We start from the raw sequence: 17,683 nt of genomic DNA, 5'->3' as shown, positions 1-17,683 counted from the left end.
CTCCCCAAACTGTCTAGGCGGCGTTGCGAGCGACGGAGCAGCCGGCCGAGCAGGAGCGAGCAGTGCCGGTCCAGCCTCGAAGGCGCAGGGCAGAAGCCACCTGTGCGGCCGCCTGGCATGGCTCGTCGACGAGTTGGTAGCCAAATCGCAGAGTCAGATCGCCGCTCATCGCCGTGGAGTTGTCCCGGTGCATGTCGCGCCACCGCGACTCGGAGTCCGAATGACCGGCGTGCCCGTCGAGCTCGATGACGAGTCCGTACGGCGAGTACAGGGCGTCGCGATAGCGGACGATTCGGCCAAACCCGTCCGTCGACTCGACCCGGACCTGCCGCTCGGCGGTCGGCAGTCCATGCGCCCGCTCGACCCGGCGCAGGTAGACCTGCTCCAGGAACGACTGCACACCGTCCGCCGCGTCCAGCACGATCCGGCGGAGAACCTGACGAGCAGGCAGTCTGGTGAGCGAGTCGAGTTCGGCGAGCAGACGCCGGGGAGTGGTGGCGCGCTGGCGGCAGACATCGAGGAGCAGAGCGGCCTGCCGGACCATTCGGGCCGTAGGCGAGCCAAGCGGCCCAGACCCTGGTCTCCCACGGCAGCGGCCCGGTGAAGTCGACGTACACACCGCCGTGGACGTGCTGGATCTGCCGCGCACGGCGTTGTCGCGAAAGGACCTTGTCCGTGATCCCGTGCGCGACCGCCTGCTGTCTGCTGAAGGCACCCGCCTGCTGATGACACAGGTCCCTGAACCGCATCAGTCCCTCGTCGATCTCGTCAGGTGGGTCACTGTCGCGCACCGCGTCGACGTTTCGCATGGCAACTCCTCTCGACGGATCGCCCGCGGATCCGCTGCCAGAGAAGATGCACCGCCGGCCACCCGTCCCGCCCGACCATTTGTTTCCTGTGCAAACCCGATGCTCGCCCCCGACCCCCTTCCACCGCCGACCCCGCCTGTCCCGCTCCGTCGCCCAAACCGGTTCGGGGAGGCGAGCAGCCCGATTCGGGTGGGTGATCCTCCCCGGTCCGGATGGCTTCCGTTCCCGAACCGGTTTGGGGAGTTCGGCGTCCTGGGCGGGGGGATCGGGGGCTGTCCGCGGTGCTTTTACGCGCCAGTACGACGGGTGCCGGAAAAGACACTCGGGGTGGCGGCTGTAAAGGTGCCCGTCATGCGCCAAGATTGGTGCATGACGGATCTGCCGGCCTACCTGCGGCCTTTCGTCTTGGGGGTTCTGGAAGGTTCTGACGTACGCGTCGATCGCCTGGGGGAGATCGACCTGTACCGCCCGCCCGGTACCGCCCGAGGCGGCGCAATTCTCTTCGTGCACGGGGGACCTGGGCCTGCCGGCCTCGAGGTGATGCCTCGGGACTGGCCGGTCTACAAGGGTTATGCAACCGCTGCGGCCAGGCGTGGCCTGGTCTCGGCGGTGGTCGACCACAGCCTGATTCACGGCCTCGACCGACTGGTCACGGCCGCGGACGAGGTGGAGGCTGCGGTCGGCGTACTGCGTTCCGATCCACGTGTCGATCCCGATCGGGTCGGCCTGTGGTTCTTCTCGGGCGCGGGCCTGCTCGCCGGTGAGTGGCTGGACAGCCGCCCCGACTGGCTGCGCTTCGTCGCCCTGACGTACCCCCTGCTCGCCACCCCGCCCGGTGTCGACGATCTGGTAACCGCTGCCGAAGTGATCGGCAAACACAAGGACCTGCCGGTGCTGCTGACAAGAGTCGGACTCGAGCGTGAGGAGCTCGCCGGTCCGGTAGCGGAGTTCGTCTCCGCGGGCGGCGCCGCGCTGGACATCATCGACGTACCGAAAGGGCACCACGGGTTCGACATGCTCGACCACACCGAAGAATCACGCGCCGCCGTGACCAAGGCTCTCGACTGGGCGATCGCCCACCTCGGCGAAGAGCCTGGCACCGACGGCAAGCTCCTCGTCCCACCCCCGGCCACCAAGAAGACCACCCCAACCCGCCGTACGACGTCCGCACCCAAAGCGGCCGTCGCGGTGCAGAAAGCCCCGGCCCCGGCTCCGGCTGAACCCGCCACTCAGCCGCCGGTGACCTCCACACCCACCACCACCCCTCCGCCCGTCGTTCCGGCGCCCGTCGCGCCCGTTCCGGCTCAGCCGCCGTTGGCGGGTCTCGGAGCCGCGACGGTGGCGGCTGTCACGGCCGATACGCCGGCCGCACGGGTGATCGGCCGTGAGCACGCGGCGTACGACGCCCACGATCTCGAGGCGTTCCTGGCCATGTACTCGCCGACCGCCCGGATCCTGCTCGCGGACGGCACCGAGCTCAAGGGCCGCCGGTTCCTGCGCGAGTTCTACCGCCCGCGCTTCGCCGCCGGCCGCTGCAAGACCGAGGTCGTCCAGCGGCTGATGCTGGGGGAGTGGGTGGTCGAGCACGTCATCACGTACGACGACGGCGAAACCCCGCAACTCGCGCTCTACCGGGTCCTCGACGGCCTGATCACCGACGTCGAGTTCCGTGCCTGACCCGATCGATCACCTGTCCGAGTACGAGCGGGCGGCCGACGATTTCGCGGCCGCCCTCGGATGGATCGATCCTGGTGCGGCGGTGCCGGCCTGTCCCGGCTGGACCGTCGCCGACCTGGCCCTGCACCTGGGGGCGGGGCAGCGCTGGGCCGCGTCGATCCTGCTCAGCGGCACCTCCCAGAAGGAGCCGGAGGTGCTGCGTACGACGGCCTCCTGGCCGGACTGGTACGCCGGGACGACTGCCGCGTTGGCGGCGGCGATCCGCGCGGTCGATCCGGACGAGAAATGCTGGAATTTCGCACCGGTGGAACAGCGTGCGGGGTTCTGGTCCCGCCGTCGTCTCCATGAGACGGTCATCCACCTGGTGGACCTCATTCAGGCCGGCCTGGCGGCTGACGAGCAGGTCGATGACGGACTGGCAGTCCCCTTGGCGGCGATCGCGGCCGACGGGGTGGACGAGGTTTTCGAGGTGTTCCTGCCGCGGATGATCGCCCGCGGGTTCGCGCCGGCGGTCACCCGGCAGGTCGGCGTACGGGCGACCGACACCGGCGACGAATGGACGCTAACCCCTGTGCCACAAGGGGATCGGCCGCGGGTCGAACGGGGCAAGGCGACGGGTGAGGCGGTGCTGTCCGGCACCGCGGCCGAGCTTGACCTGTGCGTGTGGAAGCGCTTGCCGGCGGCCGCGCTGACCGTCGAGGGAGACGCTGTCGTGGCCAGTGACTTCCTGGCCGGGAGGGCTACTCCGTAAGCCTTGTACACTGGAGGGGCGGAAGGCTCTCAACCGTGGTCGATCAGTCATTTTGACCGCACTTGAGGCACCCGCTAGTCTTAACGATCGTGCCCGGGGTCTTTCCTGGGCCGTCATGCGTGCCCCTCGTCCAACGGGTCGGGCCGCGTGGCACGGGACTCCTGCCGACAGTCTGGAAGATTACGGCTTCGGTCTGCTCGTGCGCACGCGACACACCCGACCGCGGGGGTCAGGTAAAAGCTACAAACCCAGCCGGACGACAGAAAGAGACCCACGCGGTGCCCACCATTAACCAGCTGGTCCGCAAGGGCCGCCAGGACAAGGTGTCCAAGAACAAGACGCCCGCCCTGAAGGGTTCCCCTCAGCGTCGTGGTGTGTGCACGCGCGTCTACACGACCACGCCGAAGAAGCCGAACTCCGCGCTTCGCAAGGTTGCGCGTGTCCGCCTGACCAGCGGTATCGAGGTCACCGCCTACATTCCCGGCGTCGGCCACAACCTGCAGGAGCACTCGATCGTGCTCGTGCGTGGCGGCCGGGTGAAGGACCTCCCGGGTGTCCGGTACAAGATCATCCGCGGTTCGCTCGACACCCAGGGTGTGAAGAACCGGAAGCAGGCTCGCAGCCTCTACGGCGCGAAGAAGGAGAAGAGCTAATGCCGCGCAAGGGCCCGGCCCCGAAGCGCCCGGTCATCATCGACCCGGTCTACAGTTCGCCGCTCGTCACCCAGTTGATCTCCAAGATCCTGGTCGACGGCAAGAAGCAGATCGCGCAGAGCATCGTCTACAGCGCGCTCGAGGGCACCCGCACCAAGACCGGCACCGACCCGGTGATCACGCTGAAGCGTGCGCTGGACAACGTGAAGCCGAGCATCGAGGTCAAGAGCCGTCGGGTCGGTGGAGCCACCTACCAGGTGCCGATCGAGGTCAAGCCCGGCCGGTCCACCACGCTGGCGCTGCGCTGGCTGACGACGTACTCGCGGGCCCGTCGCGAGAAGACCATGTCCGAGCGCCTGATGAACGAGATCCTGGACGCGTCCAACGGTCTCGGTGCGTCGGTGAAGCGCCGCGAGGACACGCACAAGATGGCCGAAGCCAACAAGGCTTTCGCCCACTACCGCTGGTGAACCGGAGTCCGATCCGGACGCCGGCACTCACCCCTTTGACGCAGTACAGAATCGAGAGGTAGACCACCGAGGTGGCCGTACAAATCACCACCGACCTGGCCAAGGTCCGCAACATCGGGATCATGGCCCACATCGACGCCGGCAAGACGACGACGACCGAGCGGATCCTCTTCTACACCGGTATCACCTACAAGATCGGTGAGGTCCACGACGGCGCCGCCACGATGGACTGGATGGAGCAGGAGCAGGAGCGCGGCATCACGATCACGTCCGCCGCGACGACCTGCACCTGGAAAGACCACACCATCAACATCATCGACACCCCGGGCCACGTGGACTTCACCGTCGAGGTGGAGCGTTCGCTGCGCGTCCTCGACGGAGCCGTCGCGGTCTTCGACGGTGTCGCCGGCGTCGAGCCGCAGTCCGAGACCGTGTGGCGTCAGGCGGACCGGTACGGCGTACCCCGCATCTGCTTCGTGAACAAGCTGGACCGGACCGGCGCGGAGTTCATGCGCTGTGTCGACATGATCGTCGACCGGCTGGCCGCGGTGCCGCTGGTGCTGCAGCTGCCGATCGGGTCCGAGGCCGACTTCATCGGCGTCGTCGACCTGATCGGGATGCGCGCGCTGACCTGGCGCGGCGAGACCACGATGGGTGAGGACTACACCGTCGAGGAGATCCCGGCGACCCACACCGAGATCGCCGCCGAGTGGCGCGACAAGCTGATCGAGACGCTGGCCGAGGCCGACGACGAGATCATGGAGATGTACCTGGAGGGCGACGAGCCCACCCAGGAGCAGCTCGTCGCCGCGATCCGGCGCGCGACCATCGCGAGCAAGCTGACCCCGGTGCTGACCGGTACGGCGTTCAAGAACAAGGGCGTCCAGCCGCTGCTGGACGCGATCAACGCCTACCTGCCGAGCCCGATCGACGTCCCGGCCATCGAGGGCCACGACGTCAAGGACGCCGAGCAGGTCGTGCTGCGCAAGCCGGACGACAGCGAGCCGTTCTCGGCGCTGGCGTTCAAGATCGCGGCCGACCCGCACCTGGGCAAGCTGACCTTCATCCGGGTGTACTCGGGCAAGCTCGAGACCGGCACCCAGGTGCTGAACCCGACGAAGGGCCGCAAGGAGCGGATCGGCAAGATCTACCGGATGCACGCGAACAAGCGTGAGGAGATCGCGTCGATCGGCGCCGGCCACATCGTCGCCGTGATGGGCCTCAAGGACACCACCACCGGTGAGACCCTGTGCGACCCGGCCAAGCCGGTCGTGCTGGAGTCCATGCAGTTCCCGGCCCCGGTCATCTCGGTCGCCATCGAGCCCAAGTCGAAGGCCGACCAGGAGAAGCTGGGCGTCGCGATCCAGCGGCTCGCCGAGGAGGACCCGACCTTCCAGGTCCGGACCGACGAGGACACCGGCCAGACGATCATCGCCGGGATGGGCGAGCTGCACCTCGAGGTGCTGGTCGACCGGATGAAGCGCGAGTTCCGCGTCGAGGCCAACGTCGGCAAGCCGCAGGTCGCCTACCGCGAGACCATCAAGAAGAAGGTCGAGAAGGTCGACTACACGCACAAGAAGCAGACCGGTGGTTCGGGTCAGTTCGCGCGCGTGATCATCAACATCGAGCCGACCTCGGTCGAGGCCGGCGGCGAAGGCGGCTACGAGTTCGTCAACTCCGTCACCGGTGGCCGGATCCCGCGGGAGTACATCCCGTCGGTGGACGAGGGCGCCCAGGAGGCGATGGAGTTCGGCGTACTGGCCGGCTACCCGATGGTGGACGTCAAGGTCACGCTGACCGACGGCGCCTACCACGATGTCGACTCGTCCGAGCTCGCCTTCAAGATCGCCGGTTCGATGGCCTTCAAGGATGCCGCCCGCCGGGCGAACCCGGTCATCCTGGAGCCGATGTTCGCGGTCGAGGTCACCACGCCCGAGGACTACATGGGTGAAGTGATCGGCGACCTCAACTCCCGCCGTGGCCAGATCCAGTCCATGGACGAAGGTCCTGGTGGCAGCCGGGTCGTCAAGGCCCTGGTGCCGCTGTCGGAGATGTTCGGGTATGTCGGTGACCTGCGGTCGAAGACCCAGGGCCGCGCGTCCTACTCGATGCAGTTCGATTCCTACGCCGAGGTTCCGAAGAACGTGGCGGAAGAGATCATCAAGAAGGCCCGGGGCGAGTAGTCTCTCGCTCCTGACCACCACACCCCAAGCGCGTCGGCGTACGGCGTAGTCAATTTATCTAGGAGGGCCCCAGTGGCGAAGGCGAAGTTCGAGCGGACTAAGCCGCACGTCAACATCGGCACCATCGGTCACATCGACCACGGTAAGACCACTCTTACCGCGGCGATCACCAAGGTGCTGCACGACAAGTACCCGGACCTGAACGAGGCGTCGGCGTTCGATCAGATCGACAAGGCGCCGGAAGAGCGCCAGCGCGGTATCACCATCTCGATCGCGCACGTCGAGTACCAGACCGAGGCCCGGCACTACGCCCACGTCGACTGCCCGGGGCACGCGGACTACATCAAGAACATGATCACCGGTGCGGCTCAGATGGACGGCGCGATCCTGGTCGTCGCCGCCACCGACGGCCCGATGCCGCAGACGCGTGAGCACGTGCTGCTCGCCCGTCAGGTCGGCGTGCCGGCGATGGTCGTCGCCCTGAACAAGTGCGACATGGTCGACGACGAGGAGATCCTGGAGCTCGTCGAGCTCGAGGTCCGCGAGCTGCTCTCGGAGCAGGAGTTCGACGGCGACAACGCGCCGATCGTCCGCGTCGCCGCTCACCCGGCGCTGCAGGGCGACGCCAAGTGGGGCGAGTCGATCCTCGAGCTGATGAACGCGGTCGACGAGTACATCCCGCAGCCGGAGCGCGAGATCGACAAGCCGTTCCTGATGCCGGTGGAGGACGTCTTCACCATCACGGGTCGCGGCACGGTCATCACCGGCCGGATCGAGCGCGGTGTCATCAAGGTCAACGAGACCGTCGACATCGTCGGTATCCGTCCGGAGAAGCAGACCACCACGGTCACCGGTATCGAGATGTTCCGCAAGCTGCTCGACGAGGGCCAGGCCGGTGAGAACGTCGGTCTGCTGCTTCGTGGCACCAAGCGCGAGGACGTCGAGCGCGGCATGGTCGTCATCAAGCCGGGCACCACGACCCCGCACACGAACTTCGAGGCGTCGGTCTACATCCTGTCCAAGGAGGAGGGCGGCCGTCACACGCCGTTCTTCCAGAACTACCGCCCGCAGTTCTACTTCCGCACCACCGATGTCACCGGTGTCGTCACGCTGCCCGAGGGCACCGAGATGGTCATGCCGGGCGACAACACCGACATGTCGGTCGAGCTGATCCAGCCGATCGCCATGGAGGACGGTCTGAAGTTCGCGATCCGTGAAGGTGGCCGCACCGTCGGCGCCGGCCGGGTCACCAAGATCATCAAGTGATCTCATGAGGCCCGCGCGGGCTGTCCCGCGCGGGCCTCTGCTTTGTGCCTGATCCGGCGCTCAGGTGGTACCGGATCAGGCGTGAAGCCACCCGATTGGCGTTCCGGCGCCCATCGATGGCACAATATTCAGGTTGCTCAGGCGAGGCCGCCGGGGTGCGCCCCAGATCTTCTTGATCTGGCTGGTGCGCTGGACCGGAGACCATGCCGAGGTTCCGGTCCGAGACCGGGCCCCGATCTCCAATCCAGGTCGACGAAGCGGTGGGTCACGTGCGTTCCGCGTGCGCGACACACCCGACCGCGGGGGTCGGAGCAACGAAGGCGAAGACGATAGAGAAGGACGAAGCGAAGCGATGGCGGGACAGAAGATCCGCATCCGGCTGAAGGCCTACGACCACGAGGTCATCGACAGCTCGGCACGCAAGATTGTCGACACGGTGACGCGTACTGGTGCGAAGGTTGCTGGCCCGGTGCCGTTGCCGACGGAAAAGAACGTGTTCTGCGTCATCCGCTCGCCGCACAAGTACAAGGACAGCCGCGAGCACTTCGAGATGCGCACCCACAAGCGGCTCATCGACATCATCGACCCCACGCCGAAGACCGTCGACTCGCTGATGCGTCTCGACCTGCCGGCCGGCGTCGACATCGAGATCAAGCTCTGAGGGACGCGAACAGCCAATGAGCAAGCTAAAGAACACGCGCGGTCTGCTGGGCACCAAGCTCGGCATGACCCAGACCTGGGACGAGAACAACCGCGTCGTCCCCGTGACCGTGGTCCAGGCCGGCCCGTGCGTCGTGACCGAGGTTCGCACCTCGGCCAGCCACGGGTACGACGGCGTCCAGATCGCCTTCGGCGACATCGACCCGCGCAAGGTGACCAAGCCCATGCGGGGGCACTTCGAGAAGGCCGGCGTGACTCCGCGGCGCCACCTGCTGGAGCTGCGCACCGCCGACGCCAGTGAGTACACCCTGGGCCAGGAGATCAAGGCCGAGGCCTTCGCAGCCGGTGAGCTCGTCGACGTCTCCGCCACCAGCAAGGGCAAGGGTTTCGCCGGTGTCATGAAGCGGCACGGCTTCCACGGTCTGCGCGCCACCCACGGTGTGCACAAGAAGCACCGCTCGCCGGGTTCCATCGGCGGCTGCGCCACCCCGGGCCGGGTCTTCAAGGGCCTGCGGATGGCGGGCCGGATGGGCGCCGAGCAGGTCACCACGCAGAACGTGTCGGTGCACGCGATCGACGCCGAGCGCGGCCTGATCCTGATCAAGGGCGCCGTCCCCGGCCCCAAGGGCGGCCTCGTGCTGATCCGCAACGCCGCGAAGGGAGCTGGCAAGTGAGCACCGTCGACGTCGTCGTCGTGAAGGGCGACAAGGTCAGCAAGAAGGGTTCCGCCGAGCTTCCGGCCGAGCTGTTCGACGTCCAGGTCAACGTGCCGCTGATCCACCAGGTCGTGGTGGCCCAGCTGGCCGCGGCCCGCCAGGGTACGCACAAGGCGAAGACCCGGGGCGAGGTGTCCGGCGGTGGCGCCAAGCCGTACCGCCAGAAGGGCACCGGTCGCGCCCGCCAGGGTTCGACCCGTGCGCCGCAGTTCACCGGCGGTGGCGTCGTCCACGGCCCGGTGCCGCGCGACTACAGCCAGCGGACCCCGAAGAAGATGATCGCCGCCGCGCTCCGCGGCTCGCTGTCGGACCGGGCCCGTGACGGCCGCGTGTTCGTCGTCGAGAGCTTCGTGGACGGCGACAAGCCCTCCACCAAGTCGGCGCTGAAGGTGCTCGGCGAGGTGACCGAGCCGGGTAAGGCGCTGGTCGTCGTCGACCGCGCCGACGAGCTCACCTGGCTGAGCCTGCGCAACGTGCAGCACGTGCACCTGATCGCGGCCGACCAGCTGAACGCGTACGACGTGCTGTGCAGCGACGCAGTGGTGTTCACCAAGAGCGCCCTGGACTCCTTCGTTGCCGGCGCGCCCAAGGGCAAGTCCGTCAAGGCCGTCGCCACGTCGACTGAGGCCGAGGAGGTAGAGGCATGAGCCACGGAGTCAACAAGGACCCGCGTGACGTGCTGCTCCGGCCGGTCGTGAGCGAGAAGAGCTACGGCCTGCTGGACGAGCAGAAGTACACGTTCGAGGTCGCGCCGGACGCCAACAAGACCGAGATCAAGCTCGCGGTCGAGAAGGTGTTCAAGGTCAAGGTCAGCGACGTCAACACCCTGAACCGCAAGGGCAAGCGCCGCCGGACCCGGTCCGGTTTCGGCAAGCGCCCGGACACCAAGCGGGCGATCGTGACCCTCAAGGGCGACGACCGCATCGATATCTTCGGAGGCCAGTCGTAATGGGAATCCGCAAGTACAAGCCGACGACGCCGGGCCGCCGTGGCTCGAGCGTGGCCGACTTCGTCGAGCTCACCCGTTCGACCCCCGAGAAGTCGCTGCTGCGTCCGCTGCCCAAGAAGGGCGGCCGGAACAACTCCGGCAAGATCACCACCCGGCACCACGGCGGCGGTCACAAGCGGGCGTACCGGCTGATCGACTTCAAGCGGTACGACAAGGACGGCGTGCCGGCCAAGGTCGCGCACATCGAGTACGACCCGAACCGGACCGCGCGGATCGCGCTGCTGCACTACGTGGACGGCGAGAAGCGCTACATCCTCGCCCCGTCCAACCTGAAGCAGGGCACGGTCGTCGAGAACGGCCCGGCCGCGGACATCAAGATCGGCAACAACCTGCCGCTGCGCAACATCCCGGTCGGTTCCACGGTGCACGCCGTCGAGCTGCGCCCGGGTGGCGGCGCCAAGATGGGCCGCTCGGCCGGCGCCAGCATTCAGCTGGTCGCGAAGGAAGGCCGGATGGCCACCCTGCGGATGCCGTCCGGCGAGGTCCGGATGGTCGACGTGCGCTGCCGCGCCACCCTCGGTGAGGTCGGCAACGGCGAGCAGTCGAACATCAACTGGGGCAAGGCGGGCCGGATGCGCTGGAAGGGCAAGCGCCCGACCGTCCGCGGTGTCGCGATGAACCCGGTCGACCACCCGCACGGTGGTGGTGAGGGTAAGACCTCGGGTGGTCGCCACCCGGTGTCCCCGTGGGGCCAGCCGGAAGGCCGGACCCGCACCCGCAAGGAAAGCGACCGAATGATCGTCCGGCGCCGCAAGGCCGGCAAGAAGCGCTGATAGGGAGCCGGCCACATGCCACGCAGCCTCAAGAAGGGCCCGTTCGTCGACCACCACCTGGCCAAGAAGGTGGAGGTGCAGAACGAGAAGGGCACCAAGAACGTCATCAAGACCTGGTCCCGGCGATCGATGATCGTGCCGGACATGATCGGCCACACGATTGCGGTGCACGACGGCCGCAAGCACGTGCCGGTGTTCGTGACGGACTCGATGGTCGGGCACAAGCTCGGCGAGTTCGCCCCGACCCGGACGTTCAAGGGTCACGAGAAGGACGACCGGAAGTCACGGCGTCGCTGATCCCGCACGGGGTCAGTGACGAAGCGAAAGCAATCTACGGAGAGATTCGAACATCATGAGCGTTCAAGAGCGTAGGGCGATCAGCGCCCGTCGCGAGAGCCTGCTGGGCGAGCAGCCCGGGGCCTTCGCGGTCGCGCGCTTCGTCCGCGTGACGCCGATGAAGGCGCGCCGCGTGGTCGATCTGGTGCGCGGTCTGGGCGTCGACGACGCACTCGCCACTCTGAAGTTCGCCCCGCAGGCCGCTGCCGCGACCGTGTACAAGGTCGTCGACAGCGCCGCGGCGAACGCCGAGGGCACCGAACACCTGAACCGCGCCGACCTGGTCGTGGCGAAGGCCTACGTGGACGAGGGCCCGACGCTGAAGCGTCACCGCCCGCGGGCACAGGGCCGGGCCACCCGGATCGACAAGCGCACGAGCCACATCACCGTGGTCGTCGCGCCGCGCGTCGTCGAGGCCGAGCCGGTCGAGAAGGCCCCGGTCAAGAAGGCAGCCGCGAAGAAGTCCGCGGACACCGCCGACACGGCGAAGAAGGCACCGGCGAAGAAGGCGGCCAAGAAGGCCGCCGACAAGCCGGCCGAGGCCGCCGAGAAGCCGGCCAAGAAGGCGACCGCGAAGAAGGCGACCGCCAAGAAGGCCACCGCTGAGAAGAAGGAGTCCTGACGTGGGACAGAAGGTAAACCCGCACGGGTTCCGTCTCGGCATCAGCACCGACCACAAGAGCCGTTGGTACGCCGACAAGCTGTACAAGGACTACGTGGGCGAGGACGTCAAGATCCGTCGTCTGCTGAGCAAGGGCATGGAGCGTGCCGGTATCTCTCGGGTGGAGATCGAGCGCACCCGTGACCGGGTCCGGGTCGACATCCACACCGCCCGTCCGGGCATCGTGATCGGCCGCCGTGGCGCCGAGGCGGACCGCATCCGCGGTTCGCTGGAGGAGCTCACCGGCAAGCAGGTGCAGCTGAACATCCTCGAGGTGAAGAACTCCGAGGTCGACGCCCAGCTGGTCGCGCAGGGCGTGGCCGAGCAGCTGTCCGGCCGCGTGGCGTTCCGCCGCGCGATGCGCAAGGCGATGCAGACCACCATGCGTGGCGGTGCCCTGGGCATCCGGATCCAGTGCTCCGGCCGGCTCGGTGGCGCGGAAATGTCGCGGTCGGAGTTCTACCGCGAGGGTCGCGTTCCGCTGCACACGCTGCGGGCCGACATCGACTACGGCTTCTACGAGGCCCGGACGACCTTCGGCCGGATCGGCGTGAAGGTCTGGATCTACAAGGGCGACGTCGCCGGCACCCGCGCCGAGCGCGAGGCGCAGGCTGCTGCCCGCGCCGCTACCCAGCAGCGTGGCCGTCCGGCCCGTCGCGACGGTGGCGACCGCGGTGACCGTGGCGGACGCGGCGGCGACCGTGGCGGTCGCGGTGGTGACCGTGGCGGTCGCGGTGGCGACCGGCGTGACGACGCGCGCAACAACAACGCGGCCCCGGCCGCCGAGGCGTCCGCGCCGGCCGAGAAGGCTGCCGAGACGACCGGAACGGAGAGCTGAACAATGCTCATCCCCCGCAAGGTCAAGCACCGCAAGCAGCACCACCCGACGCGCTCCGGCGCGGCCAAGGGCGGTACGACGCTGGCGTTCGGTGACTTCGGCATCCAGGCGCTGGAGAGCCACTACGTCACCAACCGGCAGATCGAGGCCGCGCGTATCGCGATGACCCGGCACATCAAGCGTGGCGGCAAGGTGTGGATCAACATCTACCCGGACCGCCCGCTGACCAAGAAGCCGGCCGAGACCCGGATGGGTTCCGGTAAGGGTTCGCCGGAATGGTGGATCGCCAACGTGAAGGCCGGTCGCGTGATGTTCGAGCTCTCCGGTGTGCCGGAGGACATCGCTCGCGAGGCGATGCGCCGCGCGATTCACAAGTTGCCGATGAAGTGCCGCTTCATCACCCGAGAGGCAGGTGAGAACTGATGGCTACCCTGACCGCCGCCGAGCTGCGGAACCTGGGCCGGGACGAGTTGCTGACGAAGCTCGGTGAAGCCAAGGAGGAGCTGTTCAACCTCCGGTTCCAGGCTGCCACGGGCCAGCTGGAGTCCCACGGCCGGCTGCGCGCCGTCCGCAAGGACATCGCTCGCATCTACACGGTGCTGTCCGAGCGTGCGCTCGGGATCACCGAGGAGGTCGACGCCCCGGTCGCAAAGGACGAGGCCGACGCCGACGAAGCTGCGGACGACAGTGAGAAGGCCAACGCATGACCGAGAACACGAAGGACGAGACCGTGAGCACGACCACCGAGGCGCGAGGCCGCCGGAAGACCCGCGAGGGCCTGGTGCTGAGCGACAAGATGGACAAGACCGTCGTGGTTGAGGTCGAGGACCGGGTCAAGCACAAGCTGTACGGCAAGGTCATCCGGCACACCAGCAAGCTCAAGGCGCACGACGAGCAGAACGCCGCCGGGATCGGCGACCGCGTCCTCCTGATGGAGACCCGGCCGCTGTCGGCGACCAAGCGCTGGCGCGTCGTAGAGATCCTCGAGAAGGCCAAGTAGCCGTTCCGGTCATGCGATCGGCAACCATTCGAAATTATTCGTTCCGCAAGGCTCACGTGAGTGAGAACCAGCGAGACAACCAGGAGATCAACAGATGATCCAGCAGGAGTCGCGACTGAAGGTCGCCGACAACACGGGCGCGAAGGAGATCCTTTGCATCCGCGTTCTCGGTGGCTCCGGTCGGCGCTACGCCGGTGTCGGTGACACGATCGTCGCCACCGTCAAGGACGCGATCCCCGGCGGTGGTGTGAAGAAGGGCGACGTCGTCAAGGCGGTCGTCGTGCGTACCGTGAAGGAGCGCCGGCGTCCGGACGGCTCCTACATCCGCTTCGACGAGAACGCCGCGGTGATCCTGAAGGCCGACGGCGAGCCGCGCGGCACCCGTATCTTCGGGCCGGTCGGCCGGGAGCTGCGGGAGAAGCGCTTCATGAAGATCATCTCGCTCGCGCCGGAGGTGCTCTGAGATGGCCCAGCAGAAGAAGCTGAACGTGAAGAAGGGCGACCAGGTCCGCGTGATCTCGGGTCGTTCGAAGGGCCTTGAGGGCAAGATCATCCAGGTCTTCCCGAACGACGAGAAGGTCATCGTCGAGGGCGTCAACCGGGTGAAGAAGCACACCAAGGTGCAGCAGGCCCAGCGCGGCGGCACCACCGGTGGCATCGTCACCCAGGAAGCCCCGATCCACGTCTCGAACGTGGCGCTTCTCGTCGAGGTCGAGAAGGACGGCAAGAAGGAGAAGGTGACCACGCGCGTCGGCTACAACCGCGTCGAGGTCCAGAAGCGCCGTCCCGACGGTTCGACGTACACCGGTTACCGGAGCGTCCGGATCGCTCGGCGGACCGGCGAGGAGATCTGATGAGCACCGCAGTTTCGGAGACCAAGGTCCAGCCGCGGCTGAAGACGAAGTACCGCGAGGAGATCGTCGGCCAGCTGCACGAGCAGTTCAAGTTCGAGAACGTCATGCAGGTGCCCGGGCTCACCAAGATCGTGGTGAACATGGGCGTCGGCGAGGCGGCTCGCGACTCGAAGCTGATCGAGGGCGCCGTGAAGGACCTGGCCGCGATCACCGGCCAGAAGGCGCAGGTCACCAAGGCCCGCAAGTCGATCGCGCAGTTCAAGCTGCGTGAGGGGATGCCGATCGGCGCCCACGTGACGCTGCGCGGCGACCGGATGTGGGAGTTCCTGGACCGGCTGCTGGCGCTCGCGCTGCCCCGGATCCGCGACTTCCGCGGCCTGTCCCCGAAGCAGTTCGACGGCACCGGGAACTACACCTTCGGTCTGACCGAGCAGGTGATGTTCCACGAGATCAACCAGGACCGGATCGACCGGGTCCGGGGCATGGACATCACCGTGGTGACCACCGCGAAGAACGACGACGAGGGTCGGGCCCTGCTGCGGGCGCTCGGCTTCCCGTTCAAGGAGAACTGACGTGGCGAAGACAGCACTCAAGGTCAAGCAGGCCCGGAAGCCGAAGTTCGCGGTGCGTGGCTACACGCGCTGCCAGCGCTGCGGCCGGCCGAAGGCGGTCTTCCGCAAGTTCGGCCTGTGCCGGATCTGCCTGCGGGAGATGGCGCACCGGGGCGAGCTGCCCGGCGTGACCAAGTCCAGCTGGTGACCGTCTCCACCCCCGAACTTCTCCCCATTCACCACCATCTAGTCACCGTAGGTCGCCGGACGGCGAAACCACGGCGGGAAAGAGGCCCCAGGCCATGACGATGACCGACCCGATCGCAGACATGCTGACGCGTCTGCGCAACGCCAACCAGGCGTACCACGAGTCGACCTCGATGCCGTACAGCAAGATCAAGCAGGGCATCGCCGACATCCTCCAGCAGGAGGGCTACATCTCCTCCTACAAGGTGGAGGAGCCCAAGGAGGGCACCGTCGGCAAGACCCTGATCGTCGACCTCAAGTTCGGCCCCAGCCGGGAGCGCTCCATCGCGGGCGTCCGCCGGATCAGCAAGCCGGGCCTGCGGGTCTACGCGAAGTCGACCAGCCTGCCCAAGGTCCTCGGTGGCCTGGGCGTCGCGATCATCTCGACGTCCCAGGGTCTGCTGACCGACCGTCAGGCCAAGAACAAGGGCGTTGGCGGGGAAGTCCTCGCCTACGTCTGGTGACGAAGAACCGGAAGGAGGACCACTGCAATGTCTCGCATCGGTAAGCTCCCGGTCACGGTCCCGTCCGGCGTCGACGTCACGATCGACGGCCAGACGGTCACTGTGAAGGGTCCCAAGGGTCAGCTGTCGCACGTCGTCGCTGAGCCCATCGTGGTCAACCGGGACGAGGACGGCGCGATCGCCGTGACCCGCCCGGACGACCAGCGCAAGAGCAAGGAACTGCACGGCCTGTCCCGCACTCTGATCGCCAACCTGGTGACCGGCGTGACGGACGGCTACGAGAAGAAGCTCGAGATCGTCGGCGTCGGGTACCGCGTCCTGTCCAAGGGACCGACCCAGCTGGAGTTCTCGCTCGGGTACAGCCACACGATCACGGTCGACGCCCCCGAGGGCATCACCTTCAACGTGGAGGCGCCGACCCGCTTCTCGGTCATCGGCATCGACAAGCAGTCCGTCGGTGAGGTCGCCGCCAACATCCGCAAGCTGCGCAAGCCCGAGCCGTACAAGGGCAAGGGTGTGCGGTACGCGGGCGAGCAGGTGCGCCGCAAGGTCGGAAAGGCTGGTAAGTAACCATGGCGATCGGACTGCGTCCGCACAAGCACTCCGCCAAGAAGACGGCTTCCCGGCTGCGTCGGCAGATCCGGGTCCGGAAGAAGATCAACGGCACGGCCGAGCGGCCGCGCCTGGTGGTCTCGAAGTCGTCGAAGCACCTGTTCGCGCAGGTCATCGACGACGTCGCCGGCAAGACGCTGGTCTCGGCTTCCACCATGGAGGCCGACCTGCGGGGCGCGGAGGCGAACAAGACCGACAAGGCCAAGACCGTCGGCGGCCTGATCGCCGACCGGGCCAAGGCCGCCGGCATCGACTCGGTCGTCTTCGACCGGGCCGGGAACAAGTACCACGGCCGCATCGCGGCCCTGGCCGACGCCGCCCGCGAGGGCGGGCTCGGCTTCTGATGGCGACAAGGGAAGAAGGTAGTTCGAAATGAGCGGAGGCCAGCAGCGTCGCGGAGGCGGCGCCGGTGGTGAGCGCCGTGGCCGCGACGGTGGTCGCGGTCAGCAGGCGGACAAGACCGCCTACATCGAGCGCGTGGTAGCCATCAACCGTGTCGCCAAGGTCGTGAAGGGCGGTCGTCGCTTCAGCTTCACCGCCCTCGTGGTCGTCGGCGACGGCGAAGGCACCGTCGGTGTGGGTTACGGCAAGGCCAAGGAGGTGCCCGCGGCGATCGCCAAGGGTGTCGAGGAGGCCAAGAAGGCATTCTTCAAGGTGCCGAGGATCCAGGGCACCATTCCGCACCCGGTCCAGGGCGAGAAGGCCGCCGGCGTGGTGCTGCTGCGCCCGGCCGCGCCCGGTACCGGTGTGATCGCGGGTGGCTCGGCGCGCGCCGTACTGGAGTGCGCGGGGATCCACGACATCCTCAGCAAGTCGCTGGGTTCGTCCAACTCCATCAACGTGGTGCACGCCACCGTTGAGGCGTTGCGCAGCCTGGAGACCCCGGAAGCCGTGGCCGCGCGCCGTGGCCTGCCGGTTGAGGACGTCGCTCCGGCGGCCCTGCTGAAGGCGCGGGCGGAGGCGGCTTCCTGATGGCACGCTTGAAGGTGACCCAGATCCGTTCGGGTATCGGTGGCAAGCAGAACCAGCGCGACACGCTGCGCACCCTCGGCGTCAAGCGGATCGGCGACAGCGCCGTCCACGAGGACAAGCCCGAGGTTCGCGGCATGGTGCGTGCGGTTCGCCACCTCATCACCGTCGAGGAGGTCGACTGA

At 67.5% G+C, this 17,683-nt stretch carries 26 protein-coding genes and 1 pseudogene; 26 read left to right on the top strand and 1 reads right to left on the bottom strand.

Going from position 1 to position 17,683, the window contains the following annotated elements:
- Positions 1-13: 13 nt before the first annotated feature.
- Positions 14-544, bottom strand: a complete 531-nt coding sequence (locus E0H50_RS10095; protein WP_131286365.1) for a hypothetical protein — start codon at positions 542-544, stop codon at positions 14-16.
- Between the two features lie 634 nt (positions 545-1,178).
- Between E0H50_RS10095 and E0H50_RS10090 the strand changes: the two genes are divergently transcribed.
- The 26 genes and pseudogenes from E0H50_RS10090 (at position 1,179) to rpmD (ending at position 17,683) form a co-directional block, all read left to right on the top strand.
- A complete protein-coding gene (locus tag E0H50_RS10090) occupies positions 1,179-2,486 on the top strand; it encodes a nuclear transport factor 2 family protein (RefSeq protein ID WP_131286363.1) in 1,308 nt (435 codons plus the stop codon).
- On the top strand, positions 2,479-3,237 hold the full coding sequence (locus E0H50_RS10085) for a maleylpyruvate isomerase N-terminal domain-containing protein (protein ID WP_131286361.1): 759 nt from the start codon (positions 2,479-2,481) through the stop codon (positions 3,235-3,237). The genes E0H50_RS10090 and E0H50_RS10085 overlap by 8 nt, the downstream gene beginning before the upstream one ends.
- Before the next feature lie 278 nt (positions 3,238-3,515).
- On the top strand, positions 3,516-3,890 hold the full coding sequence (rpsL, locus tag E0H50_RS10080; protein WP_130384649.1) for a 30S ribosomal protein S12: 375 nt from the start codon (positions 3,516-3,518) through the stop codon (positions 3,888-3,890).
- On the top strand, positions 3,890-4,360 hold the full coding sequence (gene rpsG / locus E0H50_RS10075) for a 30S ribosomal protein S7 (protein WP_131286359.1): 471 nt from the start codon (positions 3,890-3,892) through the stop codon (positions 4,358-4,360). Before rpsL ends, rpsG begins: the two co-directional genes overlap by 1 nt.
- Before the next feature lie 122 nt (positions 4,361-4,482).
- Positions 4,483-6,543 carry an elongation factor G gene (gene fusA, locus E0H50_RS10070; RefSeq protein ID WP_238150905.1) on the top strand — a complete coding sequence of 687 codons (2,061 nt, stop codon included), beginning with the start codon at positions 4,483-4,485 and terminating at the stop codon, positions 6,541-6,543.
- A gap of 72 nt (positions 6,544-6,615) precedes the next feature.
- A complete protein-coding gene (tuf, locus tag E0H50_RS10065) occupies positions 6,616-7,809 on the top strand; it encodes an elongation factor Tu (RefSeq protein WP_131286355.1) in 1,194 nt (397 codons plus the stop codon).
- Positions 7,810-8,161: 352 nt separating this feature from the next.
- On the top strand, positions 8,162-8,470 hold the full coding sequence (gene rpsJ / locus E0H50_RS10060; protein ID WP_012923688.1) for a 30S ribosomal protein S10: 309 nt from the start codon (positions 8,162-8,164) through the stop codon (positions 8,468-8,470).
- A gap of 16 nt (positions 8,471-8,486) precedes the next feature.
- Complete coding sequence (gene rplC, locus E0H50_RS10055) at positions 8,487-9,143, top strand: 50S ribosomal protein L3 (protein ID WP_131286353.1); 657 nt, start codon at positions 8,487-8,489, stop codon at positions 9,141-9,143.
- Positions 9,140-9,832, top strand: a complete 693-nt coding sequence (gene rplD, locus E0H50_RS10050; RefSeq protein WP_131286352.1) for a 50S ribosomal protein L4 — start codon at positions 9,140-9,142, stop codon at positions 9,830-9,832. Before rplC ends, rplD begins: the two co-directional genes overlap by 4 nt.
- The gene (gene rplW / locus E0H50_RS10045) at positions 9,829-10,134 is read left to right on the top strand and encodes a 50S ribosomal protein L23 (RefSeq protein ID WP_130384643.1); all 306 of its coding nucleotides are present in this window, start codon (positions 9,829-9,831) and stop codon (positions 10,132-10,134) included. The genes rplD and rplW overlap by 4 nt, the downstream gene beginning before the upstream one ends.
- Positions 10,134-10,967 (top strand): 50S ribosomal protein L2, encoded by an 834-nt coding sequence (gene rplB, locus E0H50_RS10040; protein WP_131286351.1) that lies wholly within the window; start codon positions 10,134-10,136, stop codon positions 10,965-10,967. The genes rplW and rplB overlap by 1 nt, the downstream gene beginning before the upstream one ends.
- A gap of 15 nt (positions 10,968-10,982) precedes the next feature.
- Positions 10,983-11,264, top strand: coding sequence for a 30S ribosomal protein S19 (gene rpsS / locus E0H50_RS10035; protein WP_130384641.1), 282 nt, complete (start codon positions 10,983-10,985; stop codon positions 11,262-11,264).
- Between the two features lie 55 nt (positions 11,265-11,319).
- Positions 11,320-11,769, top strand: a pseudogene (gene rplV, locus E0H50_RS10030) (50S ribosomal protein L22); the annotation flags it as partial.
- A gap of 157 nt (positions 11,770-11,926) precedes the next feature.
- Positions 11,927-12,802: a 30S ribosomal protein S3 gene (gene rpsC / locus E0H50_RS10025; RefSeq protein ID WP_131286349.1), complete on the top strand. Its 876-nt coding sequence runs from the start codon at positions 11,927-11,929 to the stop codon at positions 12,800-12,802.
- 3 nt (positions 12,803-12,805) lie between these two features.
- Complete coding sequence (rplP, locus tag E0H50_RS10020) at positions 12,806-13,225, top strand: 50S ribosomal protein L16 (protein ID WP_130384638.1); 420 nt, start codon at positions 12,806-12,808, stop codon at positions 13,223-13,225.
- Complete coding sequence (gene rpmC, locus E0H50_RS10015) at positions 13,225-13,509, top strand: 50S ribosomal protein L29 (protein ID WP_131286348.1); 285 nt, start codon at positions 13,225-13,227, stop codon at positions 13,507-13,509. The genes rplP and rpmC overlap by 1 nt, the downstream gene beginning before the upstream one ends.
- Complete coding sequence (rpsQ, locus tag E0H50_RS10010; protein ID WP_131286347.1) at positions 13,506-13,802, top strand: 30S ribosomal protein S17; 297 nt, start codon at positions 13,506-13,508, stop codon at positions 13,800-13,802. Before rpmC ends, rpsQ begins: the two co-directional genes overlap by 4 nt.
- Positions 13,803-13,896: 94 nt before the next feature.
- Positions 13,897-14,265 carry a 50S ribosomal protein L14 gene (gene rplN, locus E0H50_RS10005; RefSeq protein WP_012923677.1) on the top strand — a complete coding sequence of 123 codons (369 nt, stop codon included), beginning with the start codon at positions 13,897-13,899 and terminating at the stop codon, positions 14,263-14,265.
- A 1-nt stretch (position 14,266) separates the two neighbouring features.
- A complete protein-coding gene (rplX, locus tag E0H50_RS10000) occupies positions 14,267-14,656 on the top strand; it encodes a 50S ribosomal protein L24 (RefSeq protein WP_238150874.1) in 390 nt (129 codons plus the stop codon).
- Entirely contained in the window at positions 14,656-15,228 is a 573-nt protein-coding gene (gene rplE / locus E0H50_RS09995) for a 50S ribosomal protein L5 (RefSeq protein WP_131286346.1), read from the top strand. Before rplX ends, rplE begins: the two co-directional genes overlap by 1 nt.
- Before the next feature lies 1 nt (position 15,229).
- The gene (locus E0H50_RS09990; RefSeq protein WP_012923674.1) at positions 15,230-15,415 is read left to right on the top strand and encodes a type Z 30S ribosomal protein S14; all 186 of its coding nucleotides are present in this window, start codon (positions 15,230-15,232) and stop codon (positions 15,413-15,415) included.
- Positions 15,416-15,509: 94 nt separating this feature from the next.
- Positions 15,510-15,917: a 30S ribosomal protein S8 gene (gene rpsH / locus E0H50_RS09985; RefSeq protein ID WP_131286345.1), complete on the top strand. Its 408-nt coding sequence runs from the start codon at positions 15,510-15,512 to the stop codon at positions 15,915-15,917.
- 27 nt (positions 15,918-15,944) lie between these two features.
- The gene (gene rplF / locus E0H50_RS09980; RefSeq protein WP_131286344.1) at positions 15,945-16,487 is read left to right on the top strand and encodes a 50S ribosomal protein L6; all 543 of its coding nucleotides are present in this window, start codon (positions 15,945-15,947) and stop codon (positions 16,485-16,487) included.
- A 2-nt stretch (positions 16,488-16,489) separates the two neighbouring features.
- Positions 16,490-16,873, top strand: coding sequence for a 50S ribosomal protein L18 (rplR, locus tag E0H50_RS09975; RefSeq protein ID WP_131286343.1), 384 nt, complete (start codon positions 16,490-16,492; stop codon positions 16,871-16,873).
- Positions 16,874-16,901: 28 nt separating this feature from the next.
- On the top strand, positions 16,902-17,501 hold the full coding sequence (gene rpsE / locus E0H50_RS09970) for a 30S ribosomal protein S5 (protein ID WP_131286342.1): 600 nt from the start codon (positions 16,902-16,904) through the stop codon (positions 17,499-17,501).
- The gene (gene rpmD / locus E0H50_RS09965) at positions 17,501-17,683 is read left to right on the top strand and encodes a 50S ribosomal protein L30 (protein ID WP_131286341.1); all 183 of its coding nucleotides are present in this window, start codon (positions 17,501-17,503) and stop codon (positions 17,681-17,683) included. The genes rpsE and rpmD overlap by 1 nt, the downstream gene beginning before the upstream one ends.

This window comes from Kribbella sindirgiensis, from assembly GCF_004331435.1.
Lineage (GTDB): Bacteria > Actinomycetota > Actinomycetes > Propionibacteriales > Kribbellaceae > Kribbella > Kribbella sindirgiensis.
Note: the sequence above shows the minus strand (reverse complement) of the source record. Positions and strands in the feature narration are given on the sequence as shown.

Bases quoted from the DNA above. Each gene is read 5' to 3' on its own strand.
- rplB (WP_131286351.1), top strand. From the start codon at position 10,134: ATGGGAATCCGCAAGTACAAGCCGACGACGCCGGGCCGCCGTGGCTCG.
- rplC (WP_131286353.1), top strand. From the start codon at position 8,487: ATGAGCAAGCTAAAGAACACGCGCGGTCTGCTGGGCACCAAGCTCGGC.
- rpsE (WP_131286342.1), top strand. From the start codon at position 16,902: ATGAGCGGAGGCCAGCAGCGTCGCGGAGGCGGCGCCGGTGGTGAGCGC.
- rplX (WP_238150874.1), top strand. From the start codon at position 14,267: ATGGCCCAGCAGAAGAAGCTGAACGTGAAGAAGGGCGACCAGGTCCGC.
- rpsQ (WP_131286347.1), top strand. From the start codon at position 13,506: ATGACCGAGAACACGAAGGACGAGACCGTGAGCACGACCACCGAGGCG.
- rpsH (WP_131286345.1), top strand. From the start codon at position 15,510: ATGACGATGACCGACCCGATCGCAGACATGCTGACGCGTCTGCGCAAC.
- rpsS (WP_130384641.1), top strand. From the start codon at position 10,983: ATGCCACGCAGCCTCAAGAAGGGCCCGTTCGTCGACCACCACCTGGCC.
- rpmD (WP_131286341.1), top strand. From the start codon at position 17,501: ATGGCACGCTTGAAGGTGACCCAGATCCGTTCGGGTATCGGTGGCAAG.
- rpsG (WP_131286359.1), top strand. From the start codon at position 3,890: ATGCCGCGCAAGGGCCCGGCCCCGAAGCGCCCGGTCATCATCGACCCG.
- fusA (WP_238150905.1), top strand. From the start codon at position 4,483: ATGGCCCACATCGACGCCGGCAAGACGACGACGACCGAGCGGATCCTC.
- rplW (WP_130384643.1), top strand. From the start codon at position 9,829: ATGAGCCACGGAGTCAACAAGGACCCGCGTGACGTGCTGCTCCGGCCG.
- E0H50_RS10090 (WP_131286363.1), top strand. From the start codon at position 1,179: ATGACGGATCTGCCGGCCTACCTGCGGCCTTTCGTCTTGGGGGTTCTG.
- E0H50_RS10095 (WP_131286365.1), bottom strand. From the start codon at position 544: ATGGTCCGGCAGGCCGCTCTGCTCCTCGATGTCTGCCGCCAGCGCGCC.
- rpsJ (WP_012923688.1), top strand. From the start codon at position 8,162: ATGGCGGGACAGAAGATCCGCATCCGGCTGAAGGCCTACGACCACGAG.
- rplP (WP_130384638.1), top strand. From the start codon at position 12,806: ATGCTCATCCCCCGCAAGGTCAAGCACCGCAAGCAGCACCACCCGACG.
- rplE (WP_131286346.1), top strand. From the start codon at position 14,656: ATGAGCACCGCAGTTTCGGAGACCAAGGTCCAGCCGCGGCTGAAGACG.
- rpmC (WP_131286348.1), top strand. From the start codon at position 13,225: ATGGCTACCCTGACCGCCGCCGAGCTGCGGAACCTGGGCCGGGACGAG.
- rplR (WP_131286343.1), top strand. From the start codon at position 16,490: ATGGCGATCGGACTGCGTCCGCACAAGCACTCCGCCAAGAAGACGGCT.
- rplF (WP_131286344.1), top strand. From the start codon at position 15,945: ATGTCTCGCATCGGTAAGCTCCCGGTCACGGTCCCGTCCGGCGTCGAC.
- rplN (WP_012923677.1), top strand. From the start codon at position 13,897: ATGATCCAGCAGGAGTCGCGACTGAAGGTCGCCGACAACACGGGCGCG.